The organism is Actinoplanes sp. NPDC051470 (genome assembly GCF_040682035.1).
Lineage (GTDB): Bacteria > Actinomycetota > Actinomycetes > Mycobacteriales > Micromonosporaceae > Actinoplanes.
The window spans coordinates 89,852-114,410 of the sequence record NZ_JBFBAA010000030.1 but is presented as its reverse complement, the minus strand read 5'-3'; the positions used below and the strand labels follow the sequence as shown (position 1 = coordinate 114,410).

Genomic DNA, 24,559 nt, shown 5'->3' with positions numbered 1-24,559 from the left:
GCTCCGCGGCGGTGGCTCCGTGGTTTGGGGTGGGGTAAAGGCCGCGTGATCTTCGTTCGCGATCTGGCGAAACGGCTTGACTACGGTCTGGCAACTACCAGTAAGTCGCCCTAAGTCGGGGCCAAAGGTATAAAGTTATCTTGTTCTGTCGTGGTTCAGGGGCATTAGGGCTTCCTGGCCGCTCGCTCCCCACCCCCAGACCCCGGGTGGGCTGACGTGTCCGGTCGACCAATCGGCTGACGCCGTGGCCCAGTCATGTTCAAGGCGGGTGGGGTCTCGTTGTTCAAGATCTTGGTGGTCGATGACGAGCCGGACCTGCGCTACCTCCTGCGGCGGGTCTTCGAGCGGGCCGGTTATGAGGTGGCGGACTGCGGTAACGGCGCGACGGCGCTGGAGACCGCGCGTCGATCGCCACCGGATCTGGTAGTGACCGACATGATGATGCCAGTGATGGGCGGGGCTGAACTCATCCGCAAGCTACGCGCCGACGCGGTCACCGCGCAGATACCGATCCTCGCCGTTACCGGCGACGCGCACCTGGCAGTTGGCGCCGACGCGGTGCTGGCCAAACCCTGGACATCGCAACTGCTGTTGGCTGCGGTGACCGCGCTCATGGCAGAGAAGGCGGATCGAACGTGAAACGACTGGCAACAGGTGTTCCCGGACTTGATGTCGTGCTCGGCGGTGGGCTCGAGCCCGGTTCGGTCACCGTGCTTGCCGGCGCCCCCGGGGCCGGCAAGACGATCCTGGCCCAACAGATGTGCTTCGCCAACGCCACACCGGAACACAAGGCCGTCTACTACACGACCCTATCGGAGCCACATTCCAAACTGGTCCGCCACCTGGACCCGTTCGACTTCTTCGTCCTCCAAGCGTTGGGCCCGCGGGTGGAGTACCTACACCTGGGTGATCTCATCCGCGGTGACCGGCCCGGCCGGATGGAACCACTGGTCGACGAGGTAGCACGTAAGACGATGGACGAACATCCCGTCCTGGTGGTGATCGACAGCGCGAAGGCGTTGCGGGACTTCACCGGCGAACGCGAACTACGGATGGCCTTCTACGACCTGACCAGCCGAATGGCCCACGCCGATGCCGCGCTCCTTCTGCTCGGCGAGTACACCCCAGCCGAGATGGCCGCAGGGGTTGAATTCTCCCTGGCCGACACGATCATCCACCTCGCATACGAACCCCGCGAACCGATCGACCGGCGCTGGCTGCGGGTCGTGAAAATGCGCGGCACCCACCACCTCGAAGGCAAACACACCTTCCGCATCAGTGCACGCGGGTTCGAGGTGTTCCCCCGCATCGAAACCCTCGACACCGGGCCGGCGCAAGAGGTCACCGGCCGGATCCACAGCGGGATTCCCGGCCTCGACGTCCTCATGGGCGGCGGGATCGGCGCCGGCGAGGCCACCGTCATCCTCGGGCCGTCCGGAATCGGCAAGACCATCGCCGGGCTCGGGTTCGTCACCGAAGGCATCAGCAAGAACGAACGCTGCCTCTACGTCACCTTCCAGGACACCGCCGACCAACTCGTCAAGATGGCCGCCACCTTCGGCTGGGAGCTCGGCACCGCCCGCGACCAGGGACACCTCATCGTGCACCACGTGCCGCTCGGCGAACTCGACCTGGACCTGCTCGCCGAGCGCATCCGTCAAGAACTCCTCGGCGGCCCGATCCACCGCGTCGTGATCGACAGCCTCGCCGAGATGGTCTTGGCCGCCCGCGAAACCGACCGGTTCCCCGCCTACGCCCGCAGCCTGACCGGGATCATCCGCGCCGCCGGCGCCACCCTGGTCATCACCAGCGAAACCGCCGCCCTGGGACCCAGCCAAGAACCTATCGGCGGAGTCACGTTCTTGTTCCACAACGTGATCCTGTTGCGCTACATCGAGATGAAGTCTTCCACCGGCCGAGCGCTGAACATCGTGAAGATGCGCAACAGCGACCACAGCAAAGACGTTTACTGCTTCACCGTCGCCGCGGACGGTCTGACCGTCAGCGGTCCCCTGGAATCAGTCACCGGGGTGCTCGGCTGGAGCGCGCTACGAACCCCTACCCCCGCCTCCTGAAACCGGAGGCTGGCATCTATCGGATGCCGGACGGGGACAACGCAGTGGGCAGACCAGTGGGAGATCCATGAAGGACTCGGCCCGGGCAGGGGGAAACCTGCGCGCGATCCGCTGCCAGTCGTAGGCCCGTCACAGACAGACCTCGCCCCGGCTTACCCCGCTCGACCAGCGCCACGTCGGTCTTGACCGTCGCCCTCGACACTCGTGCCCAGACCGGATAATCGTACGAACAGTGCCTTGTCACGCTTTAGAGGCTTTCGCCGGAGCGCCGGCCCGCGGTAGCTTGGTCGCGAATCCGCCAACGGCGGAGCAGCCCGTCTTCCTGAACTCAGGCGATCACGGAGCCCGATCTGTCGTCGCGGCTTCGCGATGCGGAACACGAGGTCCTGGCCGATGGCCGACGAACACTCTGCTGCACGGCAATCAGGTCCTTCCCCGAGCCGCCCCGGACCTCCGGATCGGGTATGGGACCTGGTCAGCGCGTACGGTCCCGAGCCGGTCGGCTTGTGTCAGGTCGTTGGCAGGCTAGTGCCCGGCATCGACGGGATCGGCTTGTCAGCCGGCAGCCGGGCGTCTGGCCCGCTGCTCCGGTTCGCCAGCGACGACGCCAGCTTCCTGATCGAAGACCTCCAGCAGACCCTGAGCGAAGGCCCCTGCCAGGACGCCGCCGCCACGCGGCGGCCCGTGATGGCCGCTGACCTGGGGACCGGATCCTGGCGGCAGCGGTGGCCGCGGTTCACCAAAGCCGCCCTGAAAGCCGGGATACGGGCGGTGGCCGCACTGCCGTTGCACGCCGGCGGAGTCCGCCACGACGGGGCACTGGACCTGTATCGCCGTTACCCGGGCGCGCTGGACGGCACCCAACGGACAGCGGCGTCAATCTTCGCCGCGGCGGCCGCGGAACTGCTCACCCTGGACGAGCTGGGTCTGAAACTAACCGAAGCCTTCACTAACGGCCGGGGCAGGTGCACGCCGGCCGTCGCCGGGTCCAGCGCCGCAGCAGGCCCGCCGGCGGTGCCGTTGGTCTGCTGGTTCGACGCCACGACGCTGTCCGAGGTACGCGCGCAGGTACGAGCTTATTGTGCCAGCCACGGCCTGACAGGCGACGACCTGTACCTGTTCGTTCTGGCCGTACACGAGGCGATGACCAACGTCGCACGCCACGGCGGCGGTCGCGGCCAACTGGTGCTCTGGTGGCACGCTGACCACCTGTGGTGTGAAATCGCCGACCACGGTCCCGGTATCCCCAGTACCTACCTGCCGGCCCGACAGCCCGACACCAGCCGGCTCGACCAGCGTGGGTTGTGGCTCATCAGGCGGATATGCACCAGTTGTAAGGTGACCACCGACGCCACCGGCACCCGCCTGCTGCTCGGCTACCGCCTCGACCATCGCACCGTCACCAGCACAATGCCGGACCTCTGAGGCGCTGGCCAAGAGGGGTTTCAGGGGTTGGTAGCGGGCCGACCGTCGGGGTATCACGATGATCATGTCCATTGGACCATCGCGGCGTGATGGTGTGGCAGGTATTCGTAGTCGTGGACGGTGCGCCGGCACCGGTCGATCCAGCACAGGGTGCTCGAGGGCCCACCGGCAGTACGACGAAGGTGCTCTGCCCGGCCAGTTTCGCCACGATCGGTGCGGGAAGTCGGCGGCCAGCGCGACACCACCAGCACTCTCAAGGGTGAACCACACTTATCCCGCTGACCACGACCCGCAAGTACGACAGCACACAACAAAAGCAGTGTGAAGGGAAAATGATCTGGGTATCGCCTGGCCACGCCGCTCGGCCCCGTTACGGGCGACCGCCGCAGACCGGGCCGCACGAACAGAATCTCCAGGAATCAACCCGCCGGGCGCCCAAACAACAAGCCGGTCCGAGCCGCGACCCCCGTAGAATGCAAGGTGCGGTTCTCTTGACGAACCGTTGCCTAGGACCCCGGCATGCTACAAGCCCGCCAAGGCGTAACCATGCCCCCGAATTCCGATGGCGCCAACCAAATCCGCGAAGCGATCCTTGGTATCGCCAAGCCCGTCATCCCCGTGAACACAGCCCCGCCCATCACCATATCCGCCACCCAGCGGCCCTGCGGCACTCTCACCGTCACGGTGGCCGGAGAACTCGATTTCGGCACTGCGTCCACCTTGTACCGGCAGATCTGCGGGCTCCTCCACGGCCAATACGGCGGCGAACTGGAACTGGACTTCTCCCGTCTCGACTTCTGTGACCTGGCCGGATGGCGCGCCGTCCACGCGGTGGCGGAAACCGCCACGAAAAGGCGGTACCGCACCCGCATCACCGCAGCGGCACCATGCCTCGACAAGGTGCTGGAGCTATGCCACATTCCTGTGTTCCTGGGCTACACGCCGCCGCAGAAGCCGTTGCAGTGATTCCAGCACGGTGTAGCAGTCCACTGCCAGCCGCACACGGCACCAGGGGGTCTGGAAGAACGACCCAGCGTAGTCGATCTTTTCGATTTTGCGCTCCGAAATGATGCTCCCAACAAAATAGATTTCGTTCAACCTAATAGTATGACTTTGAACAGGGCAACCTTCATCGCCACGGAGATGTACCAATTCCGCATGATCGAGTGCGCGCTTCTCGGCAAATCAGCTTACGCCGGGCCGAGGTCTAACCAGTCTTGCCATCACATACGGTCATTTGATTCTCTACAAGATGGGGCCGCGGCGGGTTGTCCTCCTCCTGGCGAAACCCATCTTGTCCGTCGCGGCCTTGGCCCAGCGGAGCAGATTCGATGAGACGAACTAGGCCCGACTTCTCTCATTCGACCTGATCCGCTACAGCTCAGGCTATGTCGGTCGGATCAGGTTTGTTGAGAACTCACATTGATAGCGGGCGTCCGGACCTGGGCGCGGCAATGAAGGTCATCCGCACCCATCTGCGCCGGCGCCCGTCTCTCGTCTCGGCCGCGCACGGCTCGGCCTGCATCCTGACCGGGGTGCTTCAGGCGTTCCACAACGGTCGGCGAGCCCGTTTTCGTAGCCCCACCCGGCGTTGCGTCTTACGTTGGCCGGCGTGGGGGTGTCTGAGGCGTTGCCCGGTTTGGTGGTGCCACGACCCGACCGAGGTCGCCAACGCGCGTCAAGCCCATATCTGCGGCTGCAGGGCGGTGGCGTGTTGGACGCAAGGCGCGAGCTGGTGGGCACCGGATCAGGCGGCTGGGTCTACTTCGTCGAGCCTACGAAGGTCCACGCCGCCGGTGCGGGTTAGGTGCAACCTTCGACGGAATCCGGCCGAATCATTCCTGAGGTACGTGTGGGGCGGAGGTCGTCGGGGTGTCTGCGTCGGTGGACCATCGGTCGAGGGCGGCTTGGAGTTGGTCTGGGTCGATGGGTTTGGCGAGGTAGTCGTCCATTCCGGCGGCGTAGCAGCGTTGCCGGTCTTCGGCGAGGGCGGCGGCGGTCATGGCGATGATGGGGGTGTGTTGGTTCGTGCCTTCGTGGTGGCGAAGTTCGGTGGTGGCGGTGTAGCCGTCCATTCTGGGCATTTGGCAGTCCATGAGGATGGCTTGGTAGGGCTTCGCGGCAGCGAGGTCGAGAGCCTCCAGGCCGTTGCCGGCGATGTCGACTTCGTAGCCGAGGGAGGCCAGGGTGTCGACGGCGACCATCTGGTTGATGAGGTTGTCTTCGACGAGCAGGATCGTGCCGTGGCTGCCGATGTCGGCGGGGGGAACTGGTGCGATGGTGCCGTGTTCGGCTGCCTGGGCTACGTCCGGGATGAGGACTTCCAAGAGGCAGTTGTAGAGCTGGGAGGGGCCGATCGGTTTGGGGAGCATGCCGCCGGCGCTGGCGCTGGTGGCGATCTGAGTTACGTCGGGGAACTCACGACGTAGCGGTGAGAGGTTCCGCGCGCCGTACCGCTGAAGATTTCGTAAGAACCGCCGGCTAGGCCTTTGCGCGGCGGCGCGGCGGTTCCCGGGCGGCGGTCACTCGACACTGTCCGATAGCCACATCGACGAACGCGTGTACTTCGGGGCAGAGTTGGTTCAGCCGTCTTGACGGTCGACCAGCAGCTGGCCTATTTTGTATTGAAAGGTTTCAATCAGCGGTTGTGCACCCGGGAGACTGTCATGAGACGCGCCGGCCCCGTCCGTATCAAGCAAGGGCTGGCCCTGGTCATGGCGGCCGTGATGTCTTCTGTGGTGCCGGTCGGCACTCCGGCTGCCTCCGCAGATCTGCGAACCGAATCACCCGGCTGGCCGGCAAACCCAAATTGGCGCCGCTACGTGCAGACCCCATCGACACCGGACGTGCATCCGGTCGGCGTGGTGGGAACGTCCGGGGACGTGGCCAACCCGCAGGGGCTTACCAACCCCCGCGCCGGCGAGGTCACGACCCTCACCGCGACGACGCCCCAGAGATTGTCGTCCAGCCCGGTGACGCTGACGTTCGCGGACGCGCGTACCCGCTATGTCCAACTGCACGTCACGAGACTGGGCCTGACCCCCGCCGGAGACCCCGCGGGAACCTACGTCCAGCTGGCCGAGCTTCAGGTCTTCGGTGACGACCCGAGCTCGAATCTCGCGGCAGGAAGACCTGTCGCTGCCTCCGACACCATCGAGGCGGCCGGCTGGGGCCGGAGCTTCCTCACCGACGGTGTCACCGACACGCAGAACGGCTCCGCCCACGGATGGACATCGACGGCCCGTGGCTCGACCGACACGAGCGCCTCCCCGGTATGGGTGACGATCGACCTCGGTTCGATCAGCACAGTGAGTCGCGTCGTGCTCTGGCCGCGCACGGACACCCTGTCGCCGGACGGGCGGACTGCTTCCTTCCCGGTCGACTACTCGATCCGGACCAGCGCGACAGACGGCCAACCGCCCGACTCCGAGACGCGGGCGACTGTTACCGGGCAGTCCAATCCGCCAGTGCCGACGACCATTGGCGGTGCCTCGATCATCCTGGACTACGGACACGAGGTCGGCGGGTTCCCGACCTTCGACGTCAGTGCGGTGTCCGGCTCACCAACGCTGCAGGCCGGCTACAGCGAGACCCGCACGCAGATCGGTCCACGGGGCGACGGTGTGCCGCCCTGGGCCAGTGGCGATCCGAACCGATACAACATCTACCAAGTCAGCCGGCCCGGACGGATAACCAATCCAGAGATCCAGGGAGGGCAACGCTACCAACAGATATCGCTGACGACTCCCGGAAGCATCTCGTTCCGCTCGGTCGCCATCCGATACACCGCCTTCCGGCCACGGCTGGATCGCAACAGCGGCTACTTCATCTCCAGCTCTGACGAGCTGAACCGCTACTGGCACAACGGTGTCTACACCACGGAAGTCAACCAGCTGCCGGTCGGCACCACCGGACCTCGGTGGAACACCGACGACCGGTCTCTTGACGTTCCCGGCTCGACCGAAGGCGCTGGACTGCTGACCGCTGGAACCGCCTGGACCGATTACACGGTCACCTTCCAGACGAAGATCACGGCGGATCAGGCCGGGTGGATGCTGCGCGGGCAGGACGCTCAGCACGGATACCTGCTCATCCTCGACGCCGCCGACGACACGGTCCCTGGCGGAGGCCCGAACGTCCTGCAGCAGATATCGCAGTCCGGCGGCACCTACAAGACAATCGCGAACGTGCCGCTCCCGGCTCCGGTGCTGCCGGGAACGTGGCACACGGTCAAGGAGGTCGTCAGCGGAACGACGGTGACGACGTACCTCGACGGCCGCCGGATCGCAAGCTTCGACTCGGCCGCTTTCGCCCCCGGCACCGCGGCTTACGCGACCGGCTCCTTCGGATTCCGTCAATTCACCGGCGAACAAGCCAGCTTCCGCAGGCTGTCGATCACCTCACCGGATGGCTTGCTCTACCAGAACTCGCTGTCGAACTCCGCCGCGATCGCGGACTTCACCATCCCCGGCAGAAACGCCGTCCCGCTGATCCTCGACGGTGCCAAGCGTGACCGCGCCGTGTGGTCCGGCGACCTCGCCGTCGAAGGACCAACCGTGTTCTACTCCTCCAACGCGACTGAGTACGTACGTGGTTCGCTCGAGCTGCTGGGAAGCTGGGCAGGAAGCGACGGGTACGTTTCGGGCTCCATGCCACCGCAGACACCGATCAACACCGGCCCGCCCGGAAACACCAGGAACGGCTACTCGGCTTCGTACTCGATGTATTTCGTCCGCGTCCTGGCCGAGTATTACCAGCACACCGCCGATCGTGAATTCGTGCTGAGGCAGTGGCCCCTGGTGGCCAAGGAGCTGGCATGGAGCGCCGCTCAGGTCGGCGCGAACGGGCTGTTCGTCACGACCAGCGGCAACGGCGCGGACTGGGACTACTACGATGGCCCGAAGACTGGCGAAGTGACCGCTTACAACGCCCTCTACTACCGGACCCTGCTCGACGGTGTCCACCTGGCGAATGCCGCCGGCCACCCCGATGTCGCAAACCAGTACGCGGCCCGGGCCGCGGCGCTGAGAACGGCGATCAACGCACGATTGTTCAACGCCGAAACAGGCATCTACGAGCTGAGCGACACGGTCAGGGGAGTGGTCGCCCAAGATGCCAACGTGCTCGCGATCGAGTTCGGGGTCGCGCCGGCTGACAAGGTGCCGGGCATCCTCGCGAAGATCAAGAATGAGCTGTGGACACCCGCCGGCCCGCTGCCCTTCTCCAGCGGGTACCAGGACACGATCAGCCCGTTCATCTCCGGATTCGAGCTCAACGCACGCTTCCGCGCCGGCGACACAACCAACGCCCTGCGCCTGCTCACCAACACGTGGAGCCCGATGATCGCCCCAGGTGATCTCTACACCGGGACGTTCTGGGAGAACGAAAGCATCAACGGGACTCAGGCATCAAACCAGACCAGCATGGCGCACGGCTGGTCGGCGATGCCGACTTCCGCCTTGTCGAAGTACGTCCTCGGAATCCAGCCGGTCGAGCCCGGCTACCGGACGTGGCTGGTGCGGCCGCAGCCGGGCGACCTTGCCTGGACCAAGGGTCAGGCGCCCACGCCGCACGGGCCGCTCGCCGTGGCGTGGAGCCACAACAGCGCCTCCGGGCAGTTCACCATGCGTGTTCAGGCACCGAGTGGAACCTCAGGCACCGTTGCGGTTCCAACGTTCGGACGTTCCATCGACATCAAGGTCAACGGACGTTCGGTCTGGCGCCGAGGGCGAGCGACAGGCGCAAACGCCGGGGTGCGTTCAGCCAGCCTGCACGGCGACTACGTCGAGCTTGCTGTGGGGGCCGGCCAGCAGAACGTGTCCTCAGCTCCGACTCCTGCCCGATGACATGTCACCGAGCGACCTGACGACCCCGCCGTGACGTCTTTGACAGTCGGCCGCGTCTTGCGAGGGGTACCGGGACCTGACGCTCATGTGTACGCGGGTCTCTCCTCGGACCTGCCCCGGGCGCAGCCCGGCGCCGCCAACCGGTTCACCGCGATCTATCACCAGGTCCTTCGCCGGCAGGGCGCCCCAGAGGCGATGGCACTTCGCTACCTCGCCTCGTACGGCCTGCCGACCTTCGACAGCGCCCGGCGGACCGAGCACGGCGTCGCCCCGCAAATCTTCACCCGGGGCGACGCGCGCCGGCCGGCGCTCGCGTTCTTCCCCGGCTATCCAGCCCTCACCAATCCGGCCCCGGCCAACCTCGGCCGGGCGCTCAGCGGCGAATTCGACCTGCACGGCCTCACCCACCCGGTGCCGGTGTGACCGCCGAGCCGCCGGGCTCGGAGCCGCTGGGCCCGGATTCGCTGGCGTGGCTGTACCTCAGCGACTGGCGGGGGATGCTGGTCGGTCTGTGGGCCGGTTCGCTGCAGAACATGCATCCTGCCTTGGGCGCCGCGGTTCGCGACCACTCGCAGTTCTTCGACGAGCGCTGGGAGCGGCTGTTCCGCTCGCTCTACCCACTCGCCGGCATGGTCTACGACGGCCCTCAAGCGGCGCGCACCGCCCGGCAGGTCCGCGATTACCACCTCGCCATCAAAGGCGTGGACGAGCGGGGCCGTCGCTACCACGCGCTCGACCCGGACACCTTCTTCTGGGCGCACGCCACCTTCGCGATGGTTCCGGTGGTGATGTGCCGGCACTTCGGCCGTCCGCTCACCGAGCCGCAAAAGGAGCAGCTGTACGCCGAGACCCTGCGGTGGTACCGGATGTACGGGGTGAGTGACCGCCCGGCACCGGCCGACTGGCGCGGCTTCGAGGCGTACTTCGACCGGATGTGCGCAGAGGTTCTGGAGGACAACTGGGCGACCCGGGCGGTGCTGGATCTGCGGCGGATCGGCAGGCCGCCGCTGTTGCGGTGGTTGCCGGACGCGGCGTGGAGCGTGCTCCGGGCGCCGATGGCGCGGTTCGTGGTGTGGTTGACCATCGGTATGTACCCGCCGGTGGTGCGGGCCAGGCTGGGTTATCGGTGGTCGCGCCGCAGCGCCCTCGCGCTGCGGATGGTCGGTGGCGCGGTCGCGTTCGGCTGGCGGTTCGTGCCGTTCGAGTGGCGCTACCACCCGCGCGCACGAGCGGCCTGGCGTCGCGCCCGTGGATCGTCCGCGCCACCGATGGAAACCCCGCGGCGGAACCTCCCGCCCGCCGGCCGAGTGCGCAACGCGCCGGAGGCCTAGTTCGCAAAGCGTTTCAGCCGACGGTCCGTCCGCCATCTGGCAGCGGTGGTATCGGTGCTGGTACCGCTGTTGCGGTACCACTGAAGTCGAGTCCCACGCGTGCCCGGCGTCGGCGCCGGCTGGGAGTCAACGGCCGGGGCGCTCGGAAACGTTCTCCGGCACGCCCTCGCCGAACCGCAGCGTTGGCCACGAATCGCCCATGACGAGCACAGCGTCGCCGGCGCAGCAGCGACCGGCGGGCAGATGTCCGCTCGCCCACAGCGGCTGACGCGCAACCGTGCTACCGCGGCCGTGGTAGGCGGCAATGTCTGTGTCCGGAGGACGCAGGATTCCGGCGATCAGGCAATCGTTGTCTCATGATCGTGGTGAACGAAGTCCCACGCCGGCAGAGCGTCGAAAGCGCCGTCGACATCCTTCCGGCCAAGGCGGAACTCGGCTTGGTGAGGGAAATCGGTGGTGTCGGCATCCACCCCCGCGCGCTTGATCAGGACTCGGGCGCGCCAGAAGCCATCGTCCATCACGACCGGCGGCTCAACCTGATCCTCATCGTCGGTCCGACCGGGGTGGGCAAGACCGACCGAGCCATCGAGCTGGCGCGGAAGGTCGACGCGCCGATCGTCGTCCTGGATCGCGTGCAGTGCTATGCCGAGCTCGCGGTCGGGTCGGCGCGGGATGACGGGGGGCGGCAGGACAGCCGGATCTGGTCCGCGGCGAGCAGGTCGAGGACAGCCTGCTGGGCGCCCTTGCCGCCGCGGATGACCTGAGCGAGCGCGAGGTGGTCGAGACCGCGGCCCTGCTGCTGGGGCTGGGGAACGCGAACCGCGACCCGCGCCGGTACCCCCGGCCCTGACCGGTTGGACCTCGCGCGTGAACCGGCAGGCCACTTCTCGTTCGGCCGCGGCCCGCACTATTGCCTCGGCGCCTCCCTCGCCCAGCTGGAGGCGGAGGTGGTCATCACGACGCTGTGCCGCAGGCTGCGGGGATTGCGGCTGGCGGGAGAGCCGGTTTGGCACACGACGATCTTCTCCGGCGTCGCGCATCTGCCGGTCGCATTCGTTGCCGACCTTAGAACCTAGGAGAACTGGAGTTCGGCCCGGCGTTGCGACCACGGTCGCACGTCCACCGTGTCCTTCCATCCCGACTCCCACGGCGCCGGGCAGCGTCCCCCCGAGTCAACACCTGGAACTGCGCGAGATGTACGTGCACCGGATGGTGGAAGTCACTGGTGAACCGCCCGGTCGAATTCGTTTGGTCACGTCTACACCTTCCTGATGAGCGCGGCGGGCAGGAAAGCTCGTACGGCGAAGTGGCCGTTGGTGTCGGGTCCGGCGTCCAGTGTGCCGCCTACGGAGGTGGCTCGTTCTCGCATTCCGGTGAGGCCGTGTCCGGGGTTGGGGTGTGGGCTGGTTGAGGGGCGGGTGCGGTTGTTGACGGCGATGGTGAGTCCGGTGGGGGTGTAGCTGAGTCGTAGGTGGGCGGTGGGTTCGCCGCCGTGTTTGCGGACGTTGGTCAGTGATTCCTGGACGATGCGGTAGGCGGCGAGGTCGACGGCGGAGGGTAGGGGTCGGGGTTCGCCGTCTTGCTGGTGTGCGACTTGCAGGCCGGTGGCGGCGACGGAGTCGAGCAGGCCGCCGAGCCGATTGAGGCCGGGTGTGGGTTCAGTGGTTGTTTCGGGGTCGTCGGCGTGGCGGAGCACGGTCAGTACGGTGGAGAGTTCTTCGAGTACGGTGCTGACGGCTTGCCGGATGTGGGTGAGGGCTTCTTCGGCTTGGTCCGGTTGTAGCCGTAGTAGGTGTGATGCCACTTCGGTCTGTACGTTGATCAGGGCGATGTGGTGTGCCACGACGTCGTGCAGTTCGCGGGCGATGTGTAGTCGTTCTTCGGCCACCCGGCGGCGGGCTTCCTGGTCGCGGCTCTGCTCGGCCCGCTCGGCCCGCTCTTCGACCGCCGCGACGTACGCCCGCCGGGTTCGTAATGCGTCACCGAGCGCAATTGCCATCCCCATCCAGGCCAAATCCTCCAGCGTTTCGGCGGAGTCCCACACCTGTCCATCGAACCCCACTGCGGCGAGGAAGACGACCAACGCGGCGCCCGCACCGGCAATCCACGCGGTCGTCCGCCTGCGGTGGGAGGCAAGGGTGTACGCACAGATCACCGACACCGTGGTCAGTGTGTAACTCTCGCCTCGTGCGGCCACCGCCCAGGCCGCCGCGATGGTTACGACCGCCAGGACCGCCACCGGCCACCGGCGGCGCAGCGTGATCAGCAGGGCAGCCGCCGCGGCGATGACGAAATCCAGCGTTGTCAGGTCACGGCCCGGAATGCCGCGGGGACCCTCCAGCACCGACAGTAGGGACAACACGCCGATGAGCACTCCCAGCAGCGCGTCCACCACCTGGGGACGGCGCACCGCGGCAGCCCGGATGCGCGGGAATCGGGTGTTCAACAGGACCATGCCAGTGACCGTACGCAACCGAGGCCTCGCTGACGTCGTGCACGTGTCGTACGGCCGCGCACGCCACCGCTACTACGGCGGCGGTAGTCCGCGATGACCACCGTAGGAGGACGCGGGACCGCACCCCGGCGGACCATCGTGAAGACATGTTCGATGAACGCAAAGCCCCGATGCCGCGACCTCATGCGCTGCTGGCTGGTTCGCTGGTTCGCGTCGTCGCAGGCCTCCGGCGGCGGACGGCCGCATCTCCGCGCCCACATCTGCCCCGAGGTGAGTGGGTCCTGATCAGTGAGCACGACACGCCGAGAAACCGTCAGGTCCTGGCGACCCGGCACGCGGTCTATTACCAGAGTTCCCCGTGGGAGCTGGAGCCTTGGTGCCGGCTGGGCTGGGACCAGATCCAGCGGATCGACTGGGACGCTGAGCACGCCCAGATCACTTTCGTCCATGGCGTGATGTACCAACGACCTAACCTGGTGCTGCAGCTGGGGACCGATCTCAGGTTCCTCGATCTGGCCCGTGAGCGGATCACGGCCACCACTGTGCTTCGCGTGCCGTTGTATCGCTGCGGGCAACCGGTCGGCTGGTTGACGGCACGGCGGCGAGCTGACGGCCGCGGCGACGTGCGGTGGATGCTGGGCCCCGACGACGTTTCATGTCCCCCAGAAGAGGTGGCGCAAGCCATCAGGCAGATCAGCGGCCTGGCCGGCCTGTAGTGCTGCCCACGAGCCTTGGCCACGGCTGACGGCCGATCCGACCGCACTACTACAGCGGTGGTAGTCGGAGATGCCCACATGCAGAAGACGCGGTCAGCGCTCGCCGCATTCATTGTGGTCAGATGATTGAGGTACACGATCTCACCAAGCGCTACGGCGACAAAACCGCCGTCGACGGGCTCTCTTTCACCGTCCGGCCGGGCATTGTCACCGGTTTCCTCGGACCCAACGGCGCCGGGAAATCCACCACGATGCGGATGATCCTGGGCTTGGACCGTTCCACCTCAGGCACGGCGACGGTCAACGGCCGGTCGTACGCGGCACATTCCGCCCCGCTGAAAGAGGTGGGCGCCCTTCTCGAGTGACCGCGGAACACCTGGTCATCATCGGGCGTGGCGCGCTGATCGCTGATGTATCCGTCAACGATTTCATCGAACGAGCCTCGCTGAAGACGGTCCGGGTGCGCTCTCCGCAGGCAGCCGCCCTGCACGACCTTCTGGTCGGACCAAACATCTTGATCACCACCGTCTGCCGCGGCGTCCTGGAGGTCTCAGGTCTCAGCGCCGACCAGATCGGGAACCTCGCGGCCGACGCCCGGCTCGTTCTGCACGAGCTGACCCCTCAGCAGCCATCGCTCGAGGAAGCCTTCATGGCCCTCACCCGCGACGCCGTGGAATACACCGCCACCGCCGCGCGGGCCCCGCTCGCCGGCGCGGAAGGAAAGGCCGCCTGATGAGCACTCTCGGCCTGCGCGTCACTCAACGGGCAAAGTTGTGGTGTTCTCCGGCGTGACCTTCGGCCTGATGGCCGTCTCAGCATTCATCGCTTTCCTCGGCGGCCAAGCGATCCTCGGCGACAGCGGCGCCTCCCTGGCGGACCCGGGCGTCGTCCGGGTCATCCTCGGCTCGGCCGGCTATCTCACTGGCGCGGGACTGCTCGGTCTGGCACTGGGAACGTTGCTGCGCTCCACCCCGGCCGCCCTGAGCACCTACTTCGGCGCCATGTTCCTGCTCTCCGGAATCGCGGGCCTGCTGCTACCAGCGAGCTGGCGCGACGACGTCGGCCCGTACCTGCCGGAGTCGGCCGGAGCGGCCATGGGTTCGCTCACCCGGGGCGACAACGGCCTTGCCCCCTGGGCCGGGATGCTGGTTTTCCTCGCCTATCTCGTTGTGGTCGGCGGCGCTGCGGCGTGGCGGCTCATGCGCAAAGACGCCTGAACTCGGAAGCAACGTACTGCAACCGTGGTACCTCGCAATGTCCATGGCTGTAGGACGCGAAGCACGGCCTCACCCGACGATTGTTAGACCGTGACCGCGGTCACGAGGACCGAGCTTTGTCACATGACTCCGGAGGACTCTCATGGGCACCGTCAACGGGCTGCCCGCCCACATCCTGCTGGTGCACGCCATCGTGGTGCTGCTTCCCTTGGCGGCGGTGCTCCTCGTTCTCACCGCTTGGTGGCCGGCGGCGCGTCGCCGCCTGGCCGGGCCCAACGTCCTCCTGTCGGCAGCAACGCTTGTGCTGGTGGCGATCACCATGGATGCCGGCCAATGGCTGCAAGATCGGGTTCCGGACACTCCTCTCCTGCAGGACCACACCCAACTCGGTGACACGGCGTTGTACGCAGCCTTCGCCGTGACCGTCATGGCGCTGGTCACCTGGTGGCGCCATCGCGAGGCACTGCGGGTCAGTGGTGTGCCTTCCGGAGCCAAGCGAACCTTCCTGGCCCCGCGTAACACCGGCGTGACCGTGGTCGTCGGTGTCGTCGCCTCCCTCATCGCAGGCGCCGCGCTCTACGACGTCTACCTCATCGGCGACTCCGGCGCGCGGGCGTCCTGGACCGGGGATTACAGCGCCACGGTCATCGAGGACAACGCCGACTGACCGCCTGCCGACCGCTGCGGTGAGCCGGCAGTCGGCAAGGTCTCACCCTTCCACCCTAGGAGTAGCGCATGTCTTCTCTTGCCATGTCCCCGTCGCGCGCCCAATCCATCGTTGCCTGGTCCCTGCAAGGGCTCCTGGCCGTGGGATTTCTCTACTTCGGCATCACGAAATACACCGGCGGCGCAGAGATTGTCGCGTCCTACGAAGAGATCGGCGCCGGCCAGTGGCTGCGCTACTTCACCGGAGCGACGGAGATCCTCGGCGGCCTCGCCTTGCTCTACCTGCCGCTGGCGGGTCTGGCCGCTGCTGCCCTGGCGGCGCAGATGGTCGGCGCGACCATCACCCAGTTCGTCTTCGTCGACAATGGCAATGCGGTCATCCCGATCATCTTCGGGCTGCTCGCCCTGGCGATCGCCTGGCTCCGCCGCGACCAGTCCGTCAAGACGCTGCGCAAGCTGCATCTCCTTCCCGTCAGTCGCTGAGCAGTGCTCGTCCGGCCTGGCAGGACCTTGCCCCAACGTCGACCTCAGTCGCGAAAGATCGTCATGGCTCGCCGCTCACCGGACATTTTTCACAAGATGAAGGTACGCCATGGAGCATTCAGAGGCCCTCATCCCGCCGGCTGCGGGCACAGTCAAGATCGACCTATGGTCAGTTGACGAAATTTCTCGCGCCGGAGTCGTCGGCCTCTTGGCCGGCGAATCCCGAATCGAGCTCGTGGATGACGATGCCGTGCCGGGGCGGCTGTGTCTGGGAGGCCGGCGCAGAAAAGATGCCTCCGCCGCCACGCGCTCAAGCGGTGTTTTTTGGGGCAGCGACGGCGGTGCTGATTCGCCGAAGTTCCTCATGTACTCCGGCGCCGACGCCTTCATGAGCCCTGAGGCGCAAGCACGCTACGGCCGACCAGAGTCAGCTTTCACTTTGCTGCTCGGCATGCGGCTGCGATCACGTGGATCGTGCGATGCAACGGTCCGGCATAGAATTCGCCGTTGTTCGCTTTGACCCGAGGGGTGTGATGTTCAACCACGCGCCGGCTGACTATGTGTGTCCCTTCTGCCGGCTGGTGGGGGGCGGCGAAGACGAACACCGCAAGCAGCATGACGTCGTGAGGCGTGACGAGTTGGTTACCGCGTTCGTCTCGCCTCGATGGTGGCCGAGGAATCATGGCCACGTGATGGTCGTGCCGAACGCTCACTACGAGAACCTGTATGACCTGCCGTCTCGCTACGGACACGCGATCCACGACCTGGCGCGCGAGGTCGCGATCGCCATCCGGCGGACCTACGACTGCGACGGGACTTCGTTGCGCCAGCACAACGAACCCGCCGGCAACCAAGACCGATGGCACTACCACATGCACGTCTTCCCGCGTTACGTCGGCGACGATCTCTATTTCACCCGGCCGGAGCGGGACTTCGCTCCGGCCGAGCAGCGGCTGCCGTATTCCGACAAGCTGCGGGAGTATTTCACGTCGACTGCTCCGAAATCGCCGTAAAGGTAAGCGGCGGTTCCCTGACACTGCTCGCCGACGACCGCGACAGCCGTTAGGCGAGTGCGCTCACTCGTGGCCATTCCGCGCAGCAACTGTGCGCTGAACCTTCTCGACTGCGGGCCGTGCCCCCGGAAGACATCGCCGTGTCGAGGACGAACCTGCCGACACGTGTTCCCGTTCGTCTCTACAACGGTGGTAGGTGGCATAGCGCCTCAGCCCGCCGCGCTACTACAGCGGTGGTAGCCCGCATTGTCCCCAGCTGGAGGACGCGCCGTACGGCTCGCACGACGACTGTTTGTCTGGCAGCGATCGAGGCCCAGCAAACTCCATGAACGGCGCGGCGCCCGACGCCGACTCGTCCCTCGAGTCTCCGGCCGCATCCCCGCCGTTGCGACCACCGGCCGCCACCTCACAGAACGGGAGTAATCCGTGAACCGAACACCGGCTGTGCCCTCCACGGAAACGACCGTCAGAGTCGCTCGTCCTGACAGTCCTCGTCGCCGTCATCGCATGGATCCGCCGTGACGGCCTGCTCGAGTTCATCGGACGACTACTCGGCGGCACGGTCACATCGGGTGGGCGCTGACCCACTCGCCGATTGTTCTCAACGATTCTTTTGATCGGTAACACCACATTCTAGGAGATTGATATCTGATGGCTGGCTTCCTGTATCGCGTGGGCCGGTTCTCGTTTCGCCGGCGTGGGTTCGTTCTGGTGGGCTGGTTGCTGGCCGTAGGTCTGTCGGTCGGCGGGTTCATCATGTGGTCGGGCACGCCGACCAATGGCCTGGAGGTGCCGGGCACCGAGGCGCGGGTCGCGATCGACACCCTGCAGCGGGAGTTCCCGCAGTCGGGAGGCGATGGCGCGTCGGCGCAGGTGGTGATCGCTGCGACTGAGGGACAGAAGCTTGCCGATCCGGCGAACGCAGCGGCGGTGTCCGAGCTGGTGTCTCGTCTCGGTGGGTCGCCGCAGGTGGTGGACGTCGCACCGTTGGACGAACGATCGACCAGTCCGGACGGCCGATTCGGGATCATCGACGTTTCCTACGGTGTGGACGGTGATGAGCTCACCACCGCAGCGCAGGACGGTCTGACGGCGGCGCTGGAGGGCGCCCGCACGGCCGGGCTGGCCGCCGAAGCGGGCGGCAACGCCGTCGACGGCGGGCAACCCGAACTGGGTAACGCGGAGGTCATCGGCGTGATCGTCGCGGCTCTGGTTCTCCTGTTGACGTTCGGTTCGATGGTGGCTGCCGGTCTGCCGCTGCTGACCGCCATCCTGGGTGTCGTGATCGGCTTCACGGGGATCGGCCTGGTGTCGGCAGTGGTCGACATGCCGTCGGCGGTGAGCACGCTCGCCTTGATGCTCGGCCTGGCGGTCGGCATCGACTATGCCTTGTTCATCACCTCGCGCTACCGGTCGGAGCTGGCGAAGGGTTATGACCCCGAAGAGGCCGCCGGCCGGGCGGTGGGGACGGCGGGTTCGGCGGTGGTCTTCGCCGGCCTGACGGTGATCATCGCACTGGTCGGACTGATGGTGGTCAACGTTCCGTTCCTGACCGTGATGGGCCTGGGCTCCGCGGGTGTGGTGGCCGTGGCCGTGTTGATCGCGCTGACGCTGCTGCCGGCGCTCCTCGGTTTCGCGGGTCGCCGGATTGTGGGCCGCCGCGCCCGCCGCGCCCCTGCTGTCGCGGCGGGTGAGCAGAAGATGACGCTGGGGCGTCGCTGGGTGATGCTGGTGCTGCGCCGTCCGGTGATCGCGATGGTGGCGGGCGTTGCTGTGCTGGGTATCGCGGCAATCCCGGCGATGGATCTGCGGCTGGGCCTGCCCGATGACGGCACGGCGGCGGTGGATTCGTCACCGCGCAAGGCGTACGACCTGACCGCGCAGGGGTTCGGGCCGGGCTACAACGGCCAGCTGACCATCGTGGTGGACGGCGCGGGCGCGGACGCGGATGCGGTCAGCGCGACGGTTGCCGCCCTGCCGGGGGTGGCCGGGGTGAGCCCGGCCCGAGCCTCCGAATCGGGCACGGTGTCGACCTTCCAGGTGATTCCCTCGACCGGCCCGAACGATCCGGCGACCACGGATCTGGTGAACGCGATCCGGTCGGCGACCTCAGATGTGCCCGGCGCAGAAGTTTCGGTCACCGGTATCACGGCGGTGAACATCGACGCGTCGGCGACGATCAGCGATTCGCTGTTGCCATATCTGGCTCTGATCGTCGGGCTGGCGTTCCTGTTGCTGTTGGTAGTCTTCCGGTCGATCCTGGTGCCGATCAAGGCGACGCTGGGCTTCCTGCTGACGATCGGGGCGACGTTCGGCACGATGGTCGCGGTGTTCCAGTGGGGCTGGCTCAACGGATTGCTCGGGGTGCCCGCAACCGGACCGATCGTGAGCATGATGCCGATCTTCATCATCGGGATCGCGTTCGGCCTCGCCATGGACTACGAGGTGTTCCTGGTGACCCGCATGCGGGAGGAACACGTCGCCGGCGCCGAACCGCGGGCCGCGATCATCGACGGGTTCTCCGCCAGCGCCAGGGTGGTGACCGCCGCCGCGGTCATCATGATCAGCATCTTCTCCGGGTTCATGCTCTCTCCGGACCTGCAGATCAAGATGCCCGGTCTCGGGCTGGCCACCGCGGTACTGGTCGACGCCTTCCTGGTCCGGATGACGATCGTGCCGGCTGTGCTCGCCCTGCTGGGACGATCGGCGTGGGCCCTGCCGGCCTGGCTCGACAAGATCCTGCCGAACCTCGACGTCGAGGGCAGCACCCTGCACACCTCCACTCCGCCCACCGTCGAGGAGGAGGACAACGCCCCGGCCGTCGAGCTCGCGCGATAGGCCTTCACGACAACCGGCTTGCCGCCCACGTTGCCGCCGAGCAGACGCTCGTCGGGGACGTGGGCAACCTTGCCCGCTTCGTCGGACCGGCGTCTCTGGTCACAGCGGCCTTCGCGGCCGCCATCTACGTCGTGGTGTACCAACTGGTAGACGTGGGCATCGGCCGCGGCGAAGTGCCTTCCAACGTCCTGCAGAGGTTCAGCGAATACACTGGCGTCGATGGCTCTGAGGCCGGATTCGCCGACGCGGCAGCCACCGTCACCGCGCAGACCGCGTTGTCGACCTTCACCGCCGTCACGGCGTTCATCCTGATCCTTTTCCTGGCGCCTCCGCGGCGTTTCTTCGCCGGCTGGACTCAGCCGGTCAAGGACACCCTCCCGGCCCGCCTTGTACTGTGCCTGTTCGCAGCATTCGCGCTCGTCCTGGCGTTCCCACCTGCCGCGCACTACTTCGCTCTCCTGCCCGCGTTCAAGGTGCTTCTGCCGGTCATCCTGATCACCGTGCCGATCTGGTTCTTCCTGCTGCGTGGCATGTGGCGGCACCGGCTGCTGGAACGGATCCTCGACCTCCCGCAGCGCCCCTCAACGATCGAGACTTCGTAGCAACGGAAGACACATGGCCCAATGCGGTGGACCGCTTCGGCGCGATTGCGATGTGCCCAGGCACCGGCTGGTCACGATGGCGCACCTTCGTCGATCTCGGTGACTCGGAGCGGGTCTCGCCAATACCCGTACGGAGTCGCTGTCGCCGAAGGATGATCAGGTGGATCCGGGGCCGACTTTCCCTGCCCGGAGTCCTCCATGTGGGAGTCTGGATGCGATTGTGGCGTAACGCGAAGATTCGCATCAAGGTCATCGCGGGCCTGCTGGTGGCCACCGCGGGGCTCGCTTGCTTTGCCACCACACTGATCGTTGACAATCAGCGGCGGGCGGCCGAGTCGGCCGGCGCCGGACGACTGGCCGGCCTGTCGGTACGGATGGGCAACCTCCTGCACGAGACCCAGCGCGAGCGCGGCCGGACCGCCCAGTTCACCAGCTCCAAGGGCGCCGCGTCCGGCCCGGAGCTGAAGGCCCAGCAAGCAGCCACCGACGCACGGCTGGCCGACCTCACCACCTTCATCGGCGCCCAGGCCGGGGACGTATCGGCTGCGGTCCGGGCTTCCCTAGCCGACCTGCGCCGAACGCTGGCCGGCCTGGCCGGTCTGCGGTCGCGGGCCGCCGCGCTGCAGGCGCCCGGGCCGATCATCGCCGCGTACACCGCAATCAACCGCACCCTGCTCGACTCGATCGCGATCGCCGTCAGACAGAGCCGCGATCCCTCGATCAGCATTCGGCTCCAGGCATACCTGGCGCTGCTGAGCGCCAAGGAAGACACCGGGCTGGAGCGGGCCCAGCTCGCGACGGTGTTCACCACGGACGGGTTCGCACCCGGCCAGCAGGCGACCGTCGTCTCGCTCATCGCGTCGCAGCGCGCGTACCTCACCGTGTTCGAGCGGGCGGCCGGCCCCGAAGTCCTCCAGCGGTGGTCGGACATCCAGGTGTCCGACATCTTCGCCAAGGTCGCGGAGATGGAGAAGACCGCCCTCGACAAGGCGGCCACGGGCGGGTTCGGGGTGATCGCCGGCGACTGGTTCGACGTCGTCACCAAGAAGATCGACCTCTACAAAGGTTTGGAGAACTACCAGGCCGGCGCGATCCAGACGCTGGCCCACGCGGCCACGCGCGAGGCGAGCCGGACCGCGACCATGGTGATCGCCCTGACCGGCGTCCTGCTGACGCTGACCTTCGGAATGGCCGTCCTGGTGGTCATCTCGATCGCCCGGCCACTTCGCCAGGTGGCCGCCGTCGCCGAGAAGATGGCCACCGGCGACGTCTCTCAGGTGGTGGACTACGAATCCCGCGACGAACTGGGCCAGCTCGCGGAATCGTTCCGGCGTCTCGGCGCGTACATGCGCGAATCGGCGGAGTCGACGGCCGCCCTCGCCCACGGCGACCTCACCCGTACCGTCCAGCCGCACGGCGACCGCGACCTGCTCGGCAACGCGATGCGCGACACCGTCGCCCGCCTCAACTCGACCGTGGGTCAGATCCACGCCTGCGGCGCGGAGCTGTCCCACTCCTCCAAACAACTGCTCGGCGGCAACGCGGTGCTCGTCGAGAACTCCCACGGCACCGCGGCCAAGGCCGACTCCGTATCGGTGGCCAGCGAGGAGCTGATCGCCAGCATCGCCGAGATCTCGCGCAGCACCAGTCACGCGGCCGGCGTGGCCGTCGACGCCGTGACCACCGCCGCACGCGCCGGTGAGGTGATCGCCACGTTGTCGGATGCGAGCGACAAGATTAACGGCGTGGTGGGGCTGATCCAGGCGATCGCCTCCCAGACGAACCTCTTGGCTCTGAACGCGACAATCGAAGCCGCCCGTGCCGGCGACGCGGGTAAGGGCTTCGGCGTGGTCGCCGGGGAGGTAAAGGAGCTGGCGCAGCAGACCGCGCAGGCGACGACGGCCATCACCAGCCACGTCGAGAGCATCCAGGCCGGCTCCTCGGCCGCCGCGGCGGCGGTGTCCCAGATCGTGGAGATCGTCCAGCAGGTCAACGACATCACGACAACGATCGCCAGCGCGGTCGACGAGCAGACCGCCACGACCGCCGAGATCTCCCGGAGTGTGGCCGCCGTGGCCGACGCCGCCGGCACGATGACAAAGGTCACCACCGACTCGGCCGAGTCGGCCCGCACGCTCGCGGCGACGGCGGACACCCTGCACGGGCTGGTCGCGGAGTTCACGATCCAGCCGGCCTGACCGCCGGGCCCGCGGCGGCGCGAGAATACCGATCCATCCCGCCATGCGCGGGCGAAGGCCGGCGGCCGGACCGCCGCGCCGGAACTGCCGGTTCGCCGAGGCGTTGCCGAACAGGAAGTCACCGCCCTGACCGCCGGTGAGGTTCTCCACGTCGCCGCCGACGTTGTCGCGCTCCAGAAACGCGCCGTCGTCCGCGCGGTCGTCCGGGGTCACGGCGACCGCGACCGTCCGCAGGCTGTACGACACGCCGTCCGTCCCGTCGCCGCCGAACATCACGTCGGCGCCGTCGGCGGCCGGCTCGGCGATGAACTGGTCGTTCGCGACCACCGCGCCGCTTCTTCGACGCTAGGAAGGTCCGTGCCGACTCGCATGACGCGTTCCGGATGAATCGCCGGTGCGATCCTCGACGCGGTCGCGAGCGTGGACACCGACCTGGGTGACCGCGCCGACATGGCATACATGAACACGAGCGTCACCCGCGGGTCGGGTGAGCTGGTCGTCACGGCGACGGGTATGACCACCGAGGTGGGCCGCATCTCGGGCATGCTGCAGGGGGAGAAGGACGCCGAGACGCCGTTGACCCGGCAGTTGAGCAGGCTGACCAACCAGATCCTGGTCGTCGCGGGCATCGCCCTGCTGGCCTCCGTGCTGATCAACCTCGCCCGGGGCAACTCGTTCAACGTGGTCTTCGCCGCGGCCGTCGCATTCGCGATCTCGGCGATCCCGACCGGTCTGCCGGCGGTGGTAACGACGATCCTGTCGCTCGGCACCCAGCTGCTCGCCCAGTCGAACGCCATCGTGAAGCGGCTGCGGTCGACCGAGACGCTCGGCTCGACCTCGGCCATCAACTCCGACAAGACTGGGACGCTGACCCTCAACCAGATGACGGCGACCGAGATGACCGTCCCTGGGCGGCGGTCCCGAGCGCATCACCGACACCACCCAACAGCAGCACCCCTCGCACCGCAGCACCCACCTTGACGCGTGAGCCGGAGCGTCGCGACACCCCTCGGGAGCCACGACGCAGCCGCTCCCATCCGGCCACCAGCTCGCCGCCCCCGGTCGAACAGGTCACCATTCCCGTGGCCGTGGGCCTCGCCGAGGAAGAGTTGCGAAACGCGTTGACCCGGCGAGGCTTGGGGTGGGAGATTGTCTATGTTGCGGCTACCGAGCCGCCTGGAACGGTCGTAACCGTGGATCCCGCCGAGGGCGAGCGGATCGAGACGGGCGGCGTCGTGAAGGTGTCGGTCTCGACTGGGGAGCCGGTGACTGCGAGCCCGGACCCCACTGGCGGCGACACGGACTGACCGCGTCAGACGAAGCGGTCTTTCAATGCGCGACGTTCGCGCAGGATCTGCCGCGTCAGGTAGGCGACGGCCTCGTCCGCTTGGCCGCGGACGCCGAACCCGGCGAGCTTGAGCTGTCCCCACGTGCCTGCTTTCTGGTACTGGAAGAAGAATCCGAGCGAGCGGGCGGGCGGGTAGCCGTTCGGACTCGATGACCACGGTCGCGGTGCCGGTCAGGGTTTGCCACGGATCACTGGTCAGATAGACCGGACGCTCTACGTCGTAGAGCCAGATGCCGCGCTGCACTCGGAACAGGACGCCGGCCTGCACCTCGACGCGCCGCTCGTACACGGTGTAGCGGGTGGTCCACCAGCGTAGCCACGCGTACGTCATACCGAGCAGCAGCGC

23 protein-coding genes and 2 pseudogenes are annotated in these 24,559 nt (G+C 67.0%); 22 read left to right on the top strand and 3 right to left on the bottom strand.

Going from position 1 to position 24,559, the window contains the following annotated elements; all coding sequences use genetic code 11:
- Window positions 1–255 precede the first annotated feature (255 nt).
- From AB0M54_RS37700 to AB0M54_RS37685, 4 genes are all read left to right on the top strand, one after another.
- Window positions 256–639, top strand: a complete 384-nt coding sequence (locus AB0M54_RS37700) for a response regulator (protein WP_364476705.1) — start codon at window positions 256–258, stop codon at window positions 637–639.
- Entirely contained in the window at window positions 636–2,075 is a 1,440-nt protein-coding gene (locus AB0M54_RS37695) for an ATPase domain-containing protein (protein ID WP_364476703.1), read from the top strand. Before AB0M54_RS37700 ends, AB0M54_RS37695 begins: the two co-directional genes overlap by 4 nt.
- A gap of 528 nt (window positions 2,076–2,603) precedes the next feature.
- Window positions 2,604–3,500 carry an ATP-binding protein gene (locus tag AB0M54_RS37690; RefSeq protein WP_364476701.1) on the top strand — a complete coding sequence of 299 codons (897 nt, stop codon included), beginning with the start codon at window positions 2,604–2,606 and terminating at the stop codon, window positions 3,498–3,500.
- Window positions 3,501–4,046: 546 nt separating this feature from the next.
- Window positions 4,047–4,466, top strand: coding sequence for an STAS domain-containing protein (locus AB0M54_RS37685; RefSeq protein ID WP_364476699.1), 420 nt, complete (start codon window positions 4,047–4,049; stop codon window positions 4,464–4,466).
- An 869-nt stretch (window positions 4,467–5,335) separates the two neighbouring features.
- On the opposite strand, the gene AB0M54_RS37680 is transcribed toward AB0M54_RS37685, so the two are convergent.
- Window positions 5,336–5,872: a response regulator gene (locus AB0M54_RS37680; protein ID WP_364476697.1), complete on the bottom strand. Its 537-nt coding sequence runs from the start codon at window positions 5,870–5,872 to the stop codon at window positions 5,336–5,338.
- 219 nt (window positions 5,873–6,091) lie between these two features.
- Between AB0M54_RS37680 and AB0M54_RS37675 the strand changes: the two genes are divergently transcribed.
- The 5 genes from AB0M54_RS37675 to AB0M54_RS37655 all read left to right on the top strand — a co-directional run bounded on the left by AB0M54_RS37675 (window position 6,092) and on the right by AB0M54_RS37655 (window position 11,753).
- The gene (locus AB0M54_RS37675) at window positions 6,092–9,346 is read left to right on the top strand and encodes an alpha-L-rhamnosidase C-terminal domain-containing protein (RefSeq protein WP_364476695.1); all 3,255 of its coding nucleotides are present in this window, start codon (window positions 6,092–6,094) and stop codon (window positions 9,344–9,346) included.
- A gap of 87 nt (window positions 9,347–9,433) precedes the next feature.
- Window positions 9,434–9,769: a hypothetical protein gene (locus AB0M54_RS37670; RefSeq protein ID WP_364476693.1), complete on the top strand. Its 336-nt coding sequence runs from the start codon at window positions 9,434–9,436 to the stop codon at window positions 9,767–9,769.
- Window positions 9,766–10,677 (top strand): oxygenase MpaB family protein, encoded by a 912-nt coding sequence (locus AB0M54_RS37665; protein ID WP_364476691.1) that lies wholly within the window; start codon window positions 9,766–9,768, stop codon window positions 10,675–10,677. Before AB0M54_RS37670 ends, AB0M54_RS37665 begins: the two co-directional genes overlap by 4 nt.
- 356 nt (window positions 10,678–11,033) lie before the next feature.
- Window positions 11,034–11,441 (top strand): isopentenyl transferase family protein, encoded by a 408-nt coding sequence (locus AB0M54_RS37660; RefSeq protein WP_364476689.1) that lies wholly within the window; start codon window positions 11,034–11,036, stop codon window positions 11,439–11,441.
- A 90-nt stretch (window positions 11,442–11,531) separates the two neighbouring features.
- Entirely contained in the window at window positions 11,532–11,753 is a 222-nt protein-coding gene (locus AB0M54_RS37655) for a cytochrome P450 (RefSeq protein ID WP_364476687.1), read from the top strand.
- Window positions 11,754–11,935: 182 nt separating this feature from the next.
- Here the strand turns inward: AB0M54_RS37655 and AB0M54_RS37650 are convergent, their stop codons facing one another.
- A complete protein-coding gene (locus tag AB0M54_RS37650) occupies window positions 11,936–13,132 on the bottom strand; it encodes a histidine kinase (protein WP_364476685.1) in 1,197 nt (398 codons plus the stop codon).
- A 146-nt stretch (window positions 13,133–13,278) separates the two neighbouring features.
- Between AB0M54_RS37650 and AB0M54_RS37645 the strand changes: the two genes are divergently transcribed.
- The 13 genes and pseudogenes from AB0M54_RS37645 (at window position 13,279) to AB0M54_RS37585 (ending at window position 24,172) form a co-directional block, all read left to right on the top strand.
- Window positions 13,279–13,848: a hypothetical protein gene (locus AB0M54_RS37645; protein WP_364326290.1), complete on the top strand. Its 570-nt coding sequence runs from the start codon at window positions 13,279–13,281 to the stop codon at window positions 13,846–13,848.
- A 122-nt stretch (window positions 13,849–13,970) separates the two neighbouring features.
- Window positions 13,971–14,581 (top strand): annotated as a pseudogene (locus AB0M54_RS37640) (ATP-binding cassette domain-containing protein).
- Between the two features lie 55 nt (window positions 14,582–14,636).
- Window positions 14,637–15,065, top strand: coding sequence for a hypothetical protein (locus tag AB0M54_RS37635; RefSeq protein WP_364476683.1), 429 nt, complete (start codon window positions 14,637–14,639; stop codon window positions 15,063–15,065).
- Window positions 15,066–15,207: 142 nt separating this feature from the next.
- Window positions 15,208–15,732, top strand: coding sequence for a hypothetical protein (locus tag AB0M54_RS37630; RefSeq protein WP_364476681.1), 525 nt, complete (start codon window positions 15,208–15,210; stop codon window positions 15,730–15,732).
- 68 nt (window positions 15,733–15,800) lie between these two features.
- The gene (locus tag AB0M54_RS37625; RefSeq protein WP_364476679.1) at window positions 15,801–16,214 is read left to right on the top strand and encodes a DoxX family protein; all 414 of its coding nucleotides are present in this window, start codon (window positions 15,801–15,803) and stop codon (window positions 16,212–16,214) included.
- 109 nt (window positions 16,215–16,323) lie between these two features.
- Window positions 16,324–16,734, top strand: a complete 411-nt coding sequence (locus AB0M54_RS37620; protein ID WP_364476677.1) for a hypothetical protein — start codon at window positions 16,324–16,326, stop codon at window positions 16,732–16,734.
- Window positions 16,735–16,747: 13 nt separating this feature from the next.
- Window positions 16,748–17,227: an HIT family protein gene (locus AB0M54_RS37615; RefSeq protein WP_364476675.1), complete on the top strand. Its 480-nt coding sequence runs from the start codon at window positions 16,748–16,750 to the stop codon at window positions 17,225–17,227.
- A gap of 651 nt (window positions 17,228–17,878) precedes the next feature.
- Window positions 17,879–20,065: an MMPL family transporter gene (locus AB0M54_RS37610; RefSeq protein ID WP_364476673.1), complete on the top strand. Its 2,187-nt coding sequence runs from the start codon at window positions 17,879–17,881 to the stop codon at window positions 20,063–20,065.
- A gap of 59 nt (window positions 20,066–20,124) precedes the next feature.
- Window positions 20,125–20,667: a hypothetical protein gene (locus AB0M54_RS37605; protein ID WP_364476671.1), complete on the top strand. Its 543-nt coding sequence runs from the start codon at window positions 20,125–20,127 to the stop codon at window positions 20,665–20,667.
- A gap of 212 nt (window positions 20,668–20,879) precedes the next feature.
- Window positions 20,880–22,865 (top strand): methyl-accepting chemotaxis protein, encoded by a 1,986-nt coding sequence (locus AB0M54_RS37600; RefSeq protein ID WP_364476669.1) that lies wholly within the window; start codon window positions 20,880–20,882, stop codon window positions 22,863–22,865.
- Between the two features lie 136 nt (window positions 22,866–23,001).
- The gene (locus AB0M54_RS37595) at window positions 23,002–23,214 is read left to right on the top strand and encodes a hypothetical protein (protein WP_364476668.1); all 213 of its coding nucleotides are present in this window, start codon (window positions 23,002–23,004) and stop codon (window positions 23,212–23,214) included.
- A 71-nt stretch (window positions 23,215–23,285) separates the two neighbouring features.
- Window positions 23,286–23,846 (top strand): HAD-IC family P-type ATPase, encoded by a 561-nt coding sequence (locus tag AB0M54_RS37590; RefSeq protein WP_364476666.1) that lies wholly within the window; start codon window positions 23,286–23,288, stop codon window positions 23,844–23,846.
- Window positions 23,847–23,947: 101 nt separating this feature from the next.
- A complete protein-coding gene (locus tag AB0M54_RS37585) occupies window positions 23,948–24,172 on the top strand; it encodes a PASTA domain-containing protein (protein WP_364476723.1) in 225 nt (74 codons plus the stop codon).
- Between the two features lie 114 nt (window positions 24,173–24,286).
- On the opposite strand, the pseudogene AB0M54_RS37580 reads toward AB0M54_RS37585, so the two are convergent.
- Window positions 24,287–24,544 (bottom strand): annotated as a pseudogene (locus AB0M54_RS37580) (PH domain-containing protein); the annotation flags it as partial.
- Window positions 24,545–24,559 lie beyond the last annotated feature (15 nt).

Bases quoted from the DNA above. Each gene is read 5' to 3' on its own strand.
- AB0M54_RS37680 (WP_364476697.1), bottom strand. From the start codon at position 5,872: ATGCTCCCCAAACCGATCGGCCCCTCCCAGCTCTACAACTGCCTCTTG.
- AB0M54_RS37600 (WP_364476669.1), top strand. From the start codon at position 20,880: ATGCGATTGTGGCGTAACGCGAAGATTCGCATCAAGGTCATCGCGGGC.
- AB0M54_RS37630 (WP_364476681.1), top strand. From the start codon at position 15,208: ATGGGCACCGTCAACGGGCTGCCCGCCCACATCCTGCTGGTGCACGCC.
- AB0M54_RS37610 (WP_364476673.1), top strand. From the start codon at position 17,879: ATGGCTGGCTTCCTGTATCGCGTGGGCCGGTTCTCGTTTCGCCGGCGT.
- AB0M54_RS37685 (WP_364476699.1), top strand. From the start codon at position 4,047: ATGCCCCCGAATTCCGATGGCGCCAACCAAATCCGCGAAGCGATCCTT.
- AB0M54_RS37700 (WP_364476705.1), top strand. From the start codon at position 256: ATGTTCAAGGCGGGTGGGGTCTCGTTGTTCAAGATCTTGGTGGTCGAT.
- AB0M54_RS37625 (WP_364476679.1), top strand. From the start codon at position 15,801: ATGTCTTCTCTTGCCATGTCCCCGTCGCGCGCCCAATCCATCGTTGCC.
- AB0M54_RS37615 (WP_364476675.1), top strand. From the start codon at position 16,748: ATGTTCAACCACGCGCCGGCTGACTATGTGTGTCCCTTCTGCCGGCTG.
- AB0M54_RS37645 (WP_364326290.1), top strand. From the start codon at position 13,279: ATGTTCGATGAACGCAAAGCCCCGATGCCGCGACCTCATGCGCTGCTG.
- AB0M54_RS37660 (WP_364476689.1), top strand. From the start codon at position 11,034: ATGATCGTGGTGAACGAAGTCCCACGCCGGCAGAGCGTCGAAAGCGCC.
- AB0M54_RS37620 (WP_364476677.1), top strand. From the start codon at position 16,324: ATGGAGCATTCAGAGGCCCTCATCCCGCCGGCTGCGGGCACAGTCAAG.
- AB0M54_RS37650 (WP_364476685.1), bottom strand. From the start codon at position 13,132: ATGGTCCTGTTGAACACCCGATTCCCGCGCATCCGGGCTGCCGCGGTG.